Annotated in this window: 3 protein-coding genes; all 3 read right to left on the bottom strand. The window is 62.4% G+C overall.

What is annotated here, in order from left to right; all coding sequences use genetic code 11:
• Position 1: 1 nt before the first annotated feature.
• The 3 genes from AB4Z25_RS16635 to AB4Z25_RS16645 all read right to left on the bottom strand — a co-directional run bounded on the left by AB4Z25_RS16635 (position 2) and on the right by AB4Z25_RS16645 (position 13,263).
• The gene (locus AB4Z25_RS16635; RefSeq protein WP_442208573.1) at positions 2 to 2,503 is read right to left on the bottom strand and encodes a calcium-binding protein; all 2,502 of its coding nucleotides are present in this window, start codon (positions 2,501 to 2,503) and stop codon (positions 2 to 4) included.
• Positions 2,500 to 4,263, bottom strand: a complete 1,764-nt coding sequence (locus tag AB4Z25_RS16640; RefSeq protein WP_442208574.1) for a type I secretion system permease/ATPase — start codon at positions 4,261 to 4,263, stop codon at positions 2,500 to 2,502. The genes AB4Z25_RS16635 and AB4Z25_RS16640 overlap by 4 nt, the downstream gene beginning before the upstream one ends.
• A 72-nt stretch (positions 4,264 to 4,335) precedes the next feature.
• Entirely contained in the window at positions 4,336 to 13,263 is an 8,928-nt protein-coding gene (locus AB4Z25_RS16645; RefSeq protein WP_442208575.1) for a peroxidase family protein, read from the bottom strand.
• Between the last annotated feature and the right edge of the window lie 197 nt (positions 13,264 to 13,460).

A 13,460-nucleotide genomic window follows, 5' to 3' on the forward strand; every position in this document is an offset into this window, starting at 1 on the left:
CCTAGGCCGCGGGATTTTCGACGATGACAAGCAGATGATGCCCCGTCAGGTTGATCGTCATTTCGTAGTGCTCGTCCTTGTCCATATCGACCTCGATGAAGGTGCGGCTCATCTCGTCGGTCCCCTCGTGGCGGACGCGGATCGGAAGGGGCTCGTCATCCGCCTTGTCGCCATAGATCTCCTCGAAACGATCCTCGATACCGTCCAGAACCTGCTCGAAGATCTTGTATTTGGAGATGTCGATGCGGTCCCCGACCATGAAATCGAGGATCTGGTGCACGACATCGGCACTGCTTTCACCAGCGGGCACAGTGAATTCGAACGTGTCTTCGCCCGCACCACCCTCGATGACGACAGCCAGCGGTCCCGCGCGGACCGTGTCGTCTCCCGCGCCGCCGATGACCTTTTCGAAACCCTCGATTACGTCGTGGCCGACATCGAAGCCGGTGGCGGTGCCGGTGTTCAGGTCGATCAGCACACCATGCGCTGCCTGCGAATAATCGATCGTGTCGAACCCGCCTTCACCGCGATACTCGTCATCAGATGCACCGGCTGCCGCGACCACGATATCGTCGCCGTCTCCGGTGCAGAGAAGATCGGCGCCCTCATTATCATGCAGGGTGTCATCGCCGTCCCCGGTCTTGATGATCTCGAAATTGCTGATGCTGTCGTTGCCGATCTCTTCACCCGTCGCATCAGCGGCCGCGAGATCGACGACGATCGACATGACCGCTGCGGAATAGTCGAGCGTGTCGATGCCGCTTCCGCCATCGTAGCGGTCGGCCACGGCATCGATGTCGCCTTCGACGACATCATCGCCGTCACCGCCTTCGACCAGGTCGGTTCCGCCGCCGCCGCTCAGATAGTCGTCGCCGGCATTGCCGTGTATCGCTTCGTCGGCAAGGCTGCCGGTCACCTCGTCGTCGTTCGCCCCGGCGCGGACGATCTCGAAATTCGAGACGGCGTCATTGCCGATCTCCACTCCGGTGGCGGTGCCATCGGCGAGGTCGATCTCGACCGCCTCGGCCAGCGCCGAATAGTCGAGGGTATCGATCCCGGCGCCGCCATCGTAGATGTCGTCGGCCCCGTCGGCGTCTCCTGCGACCGTATCGCCGCCATCTTCGCCCTTCGCCGTGTCCCGGCCGCTGCCGCCGCTCAGGAAATCGTTGCCAGTGCCGCCCTTCAGTGTGTCGGTGCCCGCCTGTCCGAAGAGTACATCGTCTCCATCGCCGCCGTCGAGGTCGTCATCGCCATCTTCGCCGTCCAGGATGTCGTTGCCGGCATCGCCGCTCATCCTGTCATGGCCGCCGCCTCCGCGAAGGATATCGGCATCGGCCCCACCGCTGATGAGATCGTCGCCTTCCTCGCCGTAGATGGTGTCGCGGCCCTCCTCGCCATAAAGGCGGTCATTGCCGCGGCCCCCCCATATGTGATCGTCGCCAAGACCGCCGAGAACGATGTCATTGCCGTTGCCTGCGCGGATCGTATCGTTGCCGCTGCCGCCGACGATATTGTCGTCTCCATCGCCGCCATCCACGGTGTCGTTGCCGTCTCTGGCGTCGATATTATCGTTTCCAGCCAGCCCGCCGATCTCGTCGGCGCATTGCGTGCCCGAAAGCAGATCATCTCCAGCCGTACCGATGACGGGTGCTGCCTTGACCACCGAGAAATGTGCGGTCTGCAACACGGAGGCGGTGCCGTCGCTAATCTGGTAGGTGATGGTTACCGGACCGAGACCCGCCGCGTCGTAGTTCCACCCGCCTGCCGTCTGTACCAGCTTACCCGATGAGACCGTCAGATCCCGCACGGACAAGACATCGCCATCGGGATCGAGCGCGCCGCGCAACAGGTCGGCAAGGCCGATCAAGGCAATGGCGCAACCGGAGACGTCAGCGAGGGTGACCGGGCTACCAATACGCGGGGCGCGGTTTTGTGGCTTTTCGTTTCCTGCTTGAGGGGTGGGGGAAGAGACTCTTTCGTTGCCGTTGCCGTTGCTGTTGCTCGTTTGCGGCCCGGCCGAGGCCGCTTTCGAAGCCTTCCATGCATTGTCGTTCGAGGCGTGGAAAGAAACCGAGATCCCGCCTGAGCTTTTCAACAGCGCGAGGCTCGGCAGATTAAGCCTGTTGAACTCGATCGCTGGAGAATCGGTCAGCGCGTAGCTCACGCTGTTCTTGTGGTTCGAGAGCGTCACGCCCGAGGCCTTCTTTCCGGCCAGCGCGGCTTCGTCCTCCTCGTCCTCGATCCCTGCCGCCGCAAGAGCCGTGACAGCGTCGGCCGCTGGCAACGGTTCTTCGCCGTCCAGCGCCGGCCGTGCGTCCCCTTTTTCGGCGGGCGGGTTTGGCTGCTGATGAGATAGCGCTGTCTTCAGATAGAGAGCGAAACCTGTGAGAAACAACGTCATGAACATCGGCACTTTCGACTGCTTGTCCTCGTTCTTCAGGACATAGCGATCGTGCGGGTCTTCTTCCGTCTTTGCGGTTTTGGTTCCTTTGACCTCGATCATTCTGACATCCTCGCTGTGATGCGTGATCCGATCTGTGCCGCTGCTGCCGGCCGGCTGGCCGGTTCGGCTGCCGTTGGCTTCAGGATCTCGTCCTTGGGTCCGAAGGCGACCATCTTTCCGTTCTGAATGACTGCAACCATATCGACGGCTGCTAGCGCACTTGGCCGGTGCGCGATGACGACGGCGATGCCGCCGCGGGCGCGCACCGCCTTGATCGTCTGCGTCAGCGCCATTTCGCCCTCGCCATCGAGGTTGGAATTCGGCTCATCCATGATGACGATGAAGGGGTTGCGGTAAAGCGCCCGCGCAAGGCCGATGCGCTGCCGCTGTCCGGCCGAAAGCGAGATGCCCTGCGGGCCGAGTGCCGTGCGGTAGCCATCCGGCATCCGCACGATCATTTCGTGGATGCCTGTCGTCTGCGCTGCATCGACGATCGCCCGGGCATCGACCTGCGGCTCCAGCCGCGCGATGTTCTCCTCGATCGTCGCATCGAGCAGCGCCACATCCTGCGGCAGATAGCCGACATGCTGGCCGAGGTCGTCATCCGACCATTGCGTCAGCTCGGCGTCGTCGAGACGAACGCTGCCGCGAAGGGTCGGCCAGACCCCCGTCAGGGCGCGCGCCAGCGTGGTCTTGCCGCCGCCGCTCGGGCCGATGATGCCGAGCGCCTGGCCGGCGGCGATCTCAAAGCTCACTTCGCTGAGAAGCACCCGTCCGGAACCCGGAGCGGCAACCGTTATCTTCTCGACCTTCAGCGTAAGGGCCGGTGCCGGCAGCGCCATCGGCGGCACGGCGCCTGCAAGTGCGATGACGGTCTCCTTCAGCCTGATGAAGGCGGTGCGGGCGGCAACAAAACCCTTCCAGTTGCCAATCGCCAGATCGACGGGCGCAAGCGCCCGAGCCGAGGCGACCGAGGCGGCAATGATGGCGCCTGCCGACAATTCTCCCTGGATCGTCAGCCATGCGCCGAGACCGAGGACGGCCGACTGCAGGATCATGCGCAGCACGCGAGAGATCGCCCCGAACGTGCCGCTTATGTCGTTGGTGCGGGTCTGCAGTTCCAGATGGTCCTGGTTCGCGCGGTTGAAGCGATCCACCGCGCGCCCGGCAAAACCCATGGCCTTCAGGATATCGGCATTGCGCGCGTTGGAATCGGCGATCGCATTGCGCTCGATACCCGATTTGTGCGTGGCACTGGCGAGCCGCCGCGTCATCAGCTCGGTCGCGATGGTCAGCATCGACAGCACGAAGGCGCCGGCGAAAGTGAGCGCGCCGAGATAGGGATGCAGCATGTAGACAAAGACGAGGTAGAGCGGCACCCATGGGAGGTCGAACAGGGCAACGGGACCCTGACTGCCGAGAAAGCTGCGAACGGTATCGACATCGCGCCCGCGCTCGAGCGCCTCTGCGGTCGAGAACCCGAAACGCGGCATGTCGATTGCCACCTGATGGGCCATGGGCGCGATCCGGCTGTCGAGCCGGGCGCCCATCCGCACCAGGATCTGCGAGCGGATGATGTCGAAAAAGCCCTGGAACAGGTAGAGGCCGATCGCCAGGGCCGAAAGCCCGAGCAGCGTCGGAACGCTGCCGCTGGTCAGCGCGCGGTCATAGATCTGCAGCATGTAGAAGGAGCCGGTCAGCGCCAGAATGTTGATGACCCCTGATGTGAAGAACAGGAAGACGAATATTCCGCGCAGTCCGTGAGTCAGTTTCTCGACCTGCTTGCGCTTGTTGCCGGTCAATGGAGTCTTGGGGCGCATGTCTTTCACCACTTCGTTCTGTTGTTGGGCTGTCAGGCGTACCGGAGGAGCCGGCACGCCTGACGTCGCGGATTACAGGTTGAAGTCGGAAGCGGTGAGGTTGTGGTTCCCCTTGATGTTGAGCCGGAGTTCGGCCGTGCTGTCGGCATCGACGCTGCCCTGGACGACCGTGTAGTCGCCATCGGCCCGGACCTCATGCGTGACGATCAGCTGGGCGGCACCTGTCAGCGCCGAACCGTTGACCAGCGTGAAGGCCTGGTTCCCGGCAACGCCGCCATTGGCGTCGGTGCCGCTGAGATCGATCTTGTCGCCCGGCTGGAAGCCGATGATCGTGTCGCCGTCGGCATCCTTTTCGGAGAGGAAGACGAACTTGTCGTTTCCGGCCCCGCCGTCGATGATGTTGACGGCAGCATTGGCGGTGATCGTGTCGGCTCCGGAACCGGTGACGACATTCTCGATACCCCACAGCGTATCGTTGCCCGAAAGGCTGCTCGATGCGCTGCCCCGGCCCATGAAGCCGCTGCCGAGATCGACGGTCAGGTTTGCAGTGATCGCCGCCATATCCAGCGTGTCGCTGCCGTCATCCCCATAGTAGGTGTCGTCGCCATCGCTTGCTTCGGCGACGAACATGTCGTTGCCGCTGCCGCCATGGGCGGTGTCGTTGCCGGCACCGGTGCGGATCATGTCGTCGCCGGCATCGCCGAAGACGCGGTCGGATCCGGCATCGCCATAGAGCATGTCGTTGCCGTCGCCACCCAGCAGGTCGTCATTTCCGGCGCCGCCGAAAACCATATCGTTTCCGCCTTCCCCATTGAGGAAGTCGTCGCCGTCATCGCCGCGGATGATGTCGGCCCCGGCGCCGCCTGTTGCCACGTCATTGCCGGCAAAGCCGACGATCGTTTCACCACTGCCCGTGCCGAGAAGCACGTCGGCGGCTGCAGTGCCTGCTATCGTCGCCCCTGCCGTTGCGGCCGGTGGCGTCGGGGCAGGCGGGTTCGGCGCCGGCGTGTCGTCTTCTTCTTCCTCGGCCGTGGTGCCATCGCCATTGAACTGCGGCAGCCCGCCTTCGCTGGTGAACTGGATGCTGTGCCCGCCGTTGGTCATCGTCGTCACGCCGTTGGCACCGGTCGTGATCTCATAGTCGTCGGCGGTGGTGCCTTGGGCCAGTTCGATGACGTCCTGCGGCCGCAACGTGCCGATGATCGTGTCGTTGCCGCCATTGGAGCGGAAGACGATGCGGTGCGCAGAGCCGAGCGCCGAGATATCGATCGTGTCATTTCCGGCATCGCCGTCGATGGTGATCGTGTTGAGGCGCAGGCTGGTGGTCGAGAAGTCGCCGACGATGCTGAAGTTGTCATTCCCGGCCGTTCCCGCCCCCGAAGGATCGACACCGTTGAGGCGGATTTCCTCGATCTCGTTGAGCTCCGCGATGACGGAAGCATTGCTGGTGCCATTGCGGGTGACGACGATTTCGGTCGCGGCATTGAGGTTCGCCGCGACATTGCCCGCAATCGCCAGCCAGGCTGCCCTGGTGTAGATCGTATAGGTTTCTGCCGAGGCATTGCCGTTGATGACGAAAGTATCGCCGGCAGTTCCTTCCGTCCCGCCATTGACGATGTCGCGGCCATCCGTTGCCCCGGAGGTATTGGCATTCCAGACGGCGGTGTCGTCACCGGCGTCGCCGTTGATGGTATCGACACCGAATCCGCTGCCAGTAACATTGACCGTGAAATTATCGACGAAGAAGTTGTCGCCGTCGTCCCAGTCGCCATTTGCCGTGAAGCGTATGGCTGATTGCGGTCCGATCTGCGCGGCAGATAGTGCGGCGCTGAACGTGCCACTTGCCGTGTTCAGCACACCGTTGGTCAGGGTCTGCCAGTTATTGGTCGTGTGGTTCCATGCCTGGACCGTAACATTCTCCGTCCCGGTGAGACTTGTATCGCCCACATATGTAAACTGGACGGTTGCCGAGGTGCCTCCTGTCAGATCGAACGAACGCTGAATGAATTCGCCGCCATCGATGACTTCCTCGAAGTGCAGGCGGCCGCCATTGTTAGGATTGATCTGGATATCGCCGTCGCCTGCGCCTGTTGTTTCGCCGCCGCCTTCGGTCCAGCCGCCCGCAAAGGCCAGCGTGCCGTTGTTGTTGGTGTAAGAGGACGAGGCAAAATTATCGATAAAAGTGCCGCCGTTAGCCCCGATGCCACCGGTCAGCGTGTCATTGCCGTCGCCACCGTTCAGCGTGTCGGCACCTTCACCGCCATTGATCACATCGTCTCCGCCGGCACCGCTCAAGGTGTCGTTGCCGCCAAGGCCGCTGATGCTGTTGGCCGCAGCATTGCCGGTGATCGTATCGGCACCAGCCGTAGCGGTGCCGAAGTTTGCGGGTGCCGCTGCGGCGAGCGTAAAGTCGGTGATCTCGATATTGGCGTTGGTGACGCCGTTGATCTGGATCGTACCCTGGACGGTAGAGGCCGGACCGTTTTCGCGAATTGTGATGATCGTATTGCCGCCGACAGCGGATTCAAACACCCGGTTGGCGAAGTTCGCAGCCGTCACACCAAGCCCGCTGAGATCGATGCGGTCCTGATTGGCTGGAGTGCCGCCCGCCGCGTCGAAGCTGTTGATGATATCAGCGCCGAAGCCGATGGTGTTGTAGACGATGGTGTTGAAACCGCCACCCACATCGATCGTATCGTCGCCGGCGCCGCCAATGATGGTGTCGTTGTCATCACCGCCGCTGATCGTGTCGTTGCCAGTGCCGCCATCGAGCAAATCATTACCGTCATTGCCGGTCAGGGTGTCGTTGTTGCCGCCGCCGAAGAGTTGGTTGGCGGCATCGTTGCCGATGATGGTGTTGATCCCGGCATTGCCGGTGCCATTGATGGCATCGGCGCCCGTCAGCGTCAGATTCTCGACCCCGGCTGCCAGCGTGAAGCTGACCGAGGACTGGACGGTATCGACATCGGCCGCGAGGCCGGTGCTCTCGTTGACCACATCGCCCACATCATCGACGACATAGGTATCGTTGCCTTCGCCACCAATCATGGTGTCGGCGCCGAGGCCGCCATTAAGAGTGTCGTTGCCGGCAAGGCCGCTCAGCGTATCGTTGAGGTCGCCACCGGTGATGACGTTGTTGCCCGCGTTGCCGGTGCCGACGAATTGGCTGGCATCGGCGCCGAGGAAGGCGAGGTTTTCAACATTGGCCATGGCCGCGATCGACAGGTCGGCGAGGAAGGTCTCGACCGTATCCGTGCCTTCACCTGCTGCTTCCACTACGACGTCAAGCAGATCGTCTACGCCATAGGTGTCGTTGCCTGCGCCGCCGACCATGGTGTCGGCACCGATCGCGCCTTCGAAGTCGTCGAGTGCAGCATTGAGCCGGTTGTCGAGGTCATCATTGCCTGCGCCGCCGACCAGAAGGTCATCGCCGAGGCCGCCGACGAGATCGTCATTGTCGCCGCCGCCGAAGATCAGGTCATTGCCGCTGCCAGCGGTGATGGCGTCGTTGTCGCCATCTTCACCGGCGATCAGGTTGTTGACGATAGAGGCCGCCAGGTTGACGGTACGCGTACCGCCCGTCGGGTCTGCCCGGCTGATGGCATAGTCACCGACCAGCTGGTAGCCGTTGAAGAAGGCGCCATTGAAGTTGATCAGTTCGACGCCGGTTTCTGCATTGGTTCCGTCGAAGTGATTGGCGACGGTGACCCTCTGGGCTACCGGGCTAGCGCCATTCGGCAGGCTGTAGTCGATGACGAGATCGCCATCGTTGTTGGTGCCGTTGTTGTCCACCACATTCAGCGCGGAGATGGTGTAGATCGGCAGGCCATCCACATCGGTCCCGGTGACCGGTGCCAGGATCGAGATCTTGTCCGCCGTGCCGCCGCTGGTGGCTGAGACGCCTTCGTTGACGACGTCGCTGCCGTCACCGAGCGAGAAGCAATAGGTGTCGTTGCCGAGGCCGCCGTTGAGGGTGTCGCCGGCAGGCGTGGAGGTAACGGTCGTGAAGTTGACGACAAGGTTGTCGATGGCAACAGTATCGCCACCTTCAAGGCTCGATGCGACGAAGCGTATCGCGGCGTTGTTGGTGAAAGGTCCTGTCCCAACGGTGCTGAGGTCAATGTTGCGCGGTGCGGCGGGAGTGTTGGTCGTACTGGTAATTTGATCGACCTGAGTGAAGGTGATGCCGTCTCGAGAGAAGAACACCGTCACGGTGTCGGTGTCTGTCATCGTGGCGTCCAGCCCTGTTTCCACGATTGAGTAGCTTAAGCTGGCAGTGGCAGCTCCTCCCAGATTGACTGTGCGCTGGATTTGCGCACCGTCGCCGGTGGTGAAGTAGAGCACATTGGCGAGGTCGTCGTCGATCTGGATCTGACCGTTGTTGGGATTGTTGTTATCTCCGGTCTCGACCCAGTCCGGCCCCCAGTTGGTCCCGCCGGTGGAAGTGCCGAAGCTCTGGGTGTTGAAGTTGTCGGCATACGACGAAGCCGTTGATGTTGTCGTCACACCATCGGCACCGCCGACCAGAATGTCGTCCCCGGCAAGGCCGTTGAGCGTGTCTGCCCCAGCAAGGCCGAGGATCAGGTCGTCCTGTGCCGTGCCGTTGAGTGGCACATCACTATTCGCCGTCCCCACAATGATGTTGAGCGCATTGCCCGTGGCGAATTCTACCTGTTCGATGTTGCGGAGGCGGTCGCTGCCGTCGATGGAGTCCTCGACCGCATGGGTGACGATGACTTGGCCGTCGGTGGTGGCCGAGAAGGCATATTCGCCGCGGTCGCCGCGGAAGACGGCGATGTCGGTATCGGCGACCGCGTCGCCGGCCGAGCTGATTTCGCGGATGATCTGCAGCTGGCCGGGATTGATCTTGCCTTCGAACATCCAGGCAGCCAGAGTCTTGGTGACCGGAGTGCCGCCGGTCGCCGCCGTGACCATGTTGCCATTAGCGTCGAGCCGCAGCGTGACGAGGCTCGTCATGCTCTTGATGTCGGGGTTACCGACGACCTCCGTTCCAATTGGGCCGTTGTCATTGAAGCCGCTCATGATGCCGATGCGGACGTTAAGCCACTTGTCGCCATCGATGATGTCATCGCCGCCATTGCCCTGGATGCGGTCGCTGCCATCGCCGCCGAGGATGATGTCGCCGCCGGCAAAGGAGGTGACGCCAGCGCCGAGCACGGCCTGCAGGCCGGCGATCAGGGCGATGCCCTGCGCGTCGAGCGTGCTGCCGAGATAGCCGCTCGTGCCGCCATTGGCGAGGCTGGCGCGGTCGGCCGCCACGTCTTCGGTGCCGCCAAGCACGTCAGCGAAGCGGGTGCCGGAGAGGCCTTCCATCGACTCATACTCATCGAGCGCCGCGTTCTGCGGCAGTGTCGGCGCTTCGTCGAAGACGATCGGACGCGACAGGTCGGCATTCACCCCGAGCGTGTTGTCCTTATAGGTCGCCCAGTCGAAGCCAGACATGCCCGCCATCTTGCCGCGGCCGGCGCTGCCGACCATGATGTCGTCGCCGCCTTCACCGATGAACTCGTCGAAGCCGCCGTCGCCAAGGAACACGTCGTTTCCGTCGATCCCATCATGGGCGAAGATTTCGTCGAAGTTGTCGCCAGGTGCGCCGTCGAAGGTGCCGGTCTCGATCCAGTCGTCACCCTCGTTGCCGAGGATGCGTTCGGCATTCTTGTTGCCGTAGATGAAGTCGTTTCCGGTGCCGGCAAAGACTTCCGAGCCCATGTCGGTGCCGAGGAAGATGAAGTCCTGGCCGTCGTTGCCCATCACGAGGTCGAGGCCCGGTCCGGCATGGACCACGTCATGGCCCTTGCCGGCCTTGATGTTGTCGTCGCCGCCGCTGTCGACGATGATGTCGTGGCCATCGCCCCCGTTGATGATGTCGTTGCCGAAGCCGCCTTCCAGCCGGTCGTTGCCGCCGTCGCCGAAGAGCGTGTCGTCGCCGATACCGGCGATCAGCGTATCAGCGTCCTCGGTGCCGCCGAGGACGACGTGGTCGCCGCCGGTGTATTTCAGGTAGTTGGTATCAACGGCAGCGGTTGCAGGGTTGTCGCGAATGACCAGTTTCGTCAGCAGGCTGGTGCCGACAGGGTCGATGCCGAGGTTGTCGGCGCTCTCATTGGCTGCCGTATTCGGGTCGTCCTCCAGGATGCCATCCGCGCCAGCGGTTTCGCCGAGCCCGGGATTATACTGTTTGGTGCGGTCGACCTCGAGAATGAGGCCGGGCGTCGAGAAGACGTCGGACGGCAGGTGGGTTGCGTCGGTATTGCGCATGATCATGGCGGCGAAGGAATTGTTCTCCATTTCGCCGAAGAGGTGCAGGCCGTCCAGGCGCTGCAGATAGTAGAAGCGGTCGCCGTTCTGCAGTTTTTCCATCTGCATTTCGAAGACGAAATTGAAGGTCGAGCCAAGCATGCCGCCGAAGGGCATGATCGCTTCCGCAAGGCCGCCGATCCAGAGATCGACGTCGTTGAGGCCGCCGAGCGAGCCGCCCGCAAAGGCGCCCGTGGCGTTGAGGAAAGCCTCCGCATCGGCAGGGACGCCGAGCCCGCCGACAGAGACTCCCGAAATGATGGTCAGCGCGGCGTCGCGCTTGCCTTCAAGGGTCGTCTGCGAGGTGATCAGCGAATGCGTGCCATAGGCCGCGATGAAGTTGATGATCGAGGCTTCGTGCTTGAGATGCCCTGCGAAATCGACCCAGCTTTCATAGGGCTTCAGCAGGACGTCCTGGTTGGTGGCGTTGTAGAATTGTGCGCGTGCCACGTTGAGTGTCGGCACGCCGGTGTCGCGGCCGCGCGCCAGGTTGATGGTCGCCAGATCGAGAGGCAGGCCGAGAAGGTTATTGCGCAGCGCGCTGGTGACAAACTCGTCGATCTCGTTGCCTGCCTGCCTCGTCATGCCGCGGATGATCGCGCCCGCAGAAATGTCGGCGTCTTCGACTGCATTGCCGCCATTGTTCTCGAACTGCAGCGGGTTCAGGAAGCCCTCGATCAGGCCGATGTGATCCGGGTTGAAATTGGGGTCGAAGCGGTCGATCGATTCCGTCAGCATCGAGTGGCCGAAGCGATAGACGACGTGCGCGAACTCGGCGACGATCGAGGGATCGATGGTGACGTCGAAGCCGTCGGGCACCAGGAACACGTTGATGTTGGGCTGGATCTTGCGGGCGAATTCTTCGAAGACGAGGTGCTGATACTGCATCTCGGTACCAAATTTGGCGGCCTGGAAAAGACGTTCGCCGTCCCACACAAGATTGGCGGCCGATGCGGGGACTGTAGCGACGTCATCGATCAGCCACTCGTTCAGGAAGGCCACGGCCTGCGCTTGCGTTGCGCCACCGACGACCATCGCTGTTGCGTCGGCGAGAACAACTTCCTTGGTATGCTCCACCAGACGATTGTGTTCGGAGTGGAAGACGTGGTGAACGGCGGTCAGGCCGATATTCTCGTTGGCGCGTCCGTCGCCTGCAACATAGTGGGCGTCGAGCAACTCGTTGTCATACTGGCCGTCAGTCGCGCTGCCGTCGCCATTGCCCAAACCGATTTCGATGTCGCCGTCGGCGAGGCCTTCCGGAACGGCATTGTGGGCGATATCAGCCAGGAAGGCGTGTCCGGTCAGGATTGCATTGGCGGGGACGAGGACGCCCAGGCCGTTATTGGCTGCCGGATTGCCTTCGACCAGGCCCGTGGCAGTGACCATCTGCGGGAAGCCATTCGGTCCGCGAATGAATTCGCCGTAAGGATCGGTTGCCAGCAGCGGCACATTGCCGACATTGGCGTCGAGCAGCTGGATACCGAGCAGATCGGCTGCCTGTGCCTTGAGATCGGCCCAGGTTGCCATGCCGCCATTGCCGCCCTCAATGAGCTTGCCGGTCGATACCGGATCGCCGGCGGCGTTGAGCTGGTAGGCGCGCAGGAACACCTGATGGGACGGGTGAGAGGTGTAGGTCTGATTCTGATCGACGAAAGAGGTCGTCGTGTTGACGGGGCGGTCGGTGTCATCTGCCGTGCCCATCACGCCGTCATTGCCCGGGCCGCCAAGTGTTGCGCGGGTCAGCACCATGAAGTTCGGCGGGTTCGGATTTTCCGCCGTCGGCGCAACATAAAGCGGGTCGTCGGGCATCAGCGGAATGAAGACCGTGCCGTTGCCACCCTTGGCGACGAGATCGAGACCGTGATCGAAGAACTGGCCGAAGAGGGTGAACCACGAATTGAACGGGGCCGAAAGCCCTTCGTCGGGCGCCGCGTTGGTGATTACCACGTTGACGCCATCGAGCTCGACGCCATTGGTGTCGAGCAGCGCCATCAGCTCGTCATCCGCAGCGTCTAGGGCCGCCTGCGCCGCGTCAAGATTGACCTGCGTCGCCGCAGCAGCATCCTGCAGCGCCTGATTGTTGGGGCTCGCGGATGCTGCGGCCTGGGCAGCGGCATTTTCACGCTCGGCAGCGCCAAGCGCATTGAAGAGCGGGCGCAGAGGTTCATAGGCTGCGGTGATCTGCGCCGTGACGGCCATCTGCTGGGCGGCGGGGACGATGCCCGCCCTCTGCAGGGCTGTCAGGATTGCCGATGGGTTGCCAAGCGTCTGATCGACGATGAGGTTTGAGATGGTACGGACATAGGGATCGAAGACGTCGCTCGGGCCGGCCGTTCCCGCCGGTCCGTCGTTGTCGACGCCCGGCTGGTACGTCACCGGCACTAGCGCGCCGCCGGGGCCAGCCGGAACCATGATCGTCTTGAACTGAGTTCCCAGGGGCTCCGGAAACTCGTTGTCGGCAGCCCCCCATTCCGGATGCAGCGGATTGTTGTAGGTGCCATCGACGGTACGAAGGCCCCAGGAGAGATTGTAGGTCGGGATCGATCCGCCGGGTCCAAAGAGCGGCTTTGCGAGGTTGTTGGGGTCGCCGGTCGACACACCCTGCCGGAACGCGGCATCTGCTTCTGCAATCTTGATCTGCGCCAGGATGAAATCGAGATCCGAACGGATATAGGTGACCATGGTACTCTCCCCTCTAATTGCACGGGAAACGATTATCGTTTCGGCAATGCTTGCTCCCCACAAAGAATTCGCAGGATCGAGCCGGGGCGGTGGGATTTTTTTACTCGGAGCGCAAAGTTGCGCCTCGAAAGAATCCAGTAGAAACCGATCGGCATTATCTGCGATGATCGGATGATGTCTCGGGGGGAGGCCACGGA

The sequence above is a fragment of the Rhizobium sp. RAF36 genome, assembly GCF_052114105.1.
In the GTDB taxonomy this organism is placed as follows: Bacteria; Pseudomonadota; Alphaproteobacteria; order Rhizobiales; family Rhizobiaceae; genus Rhizobium.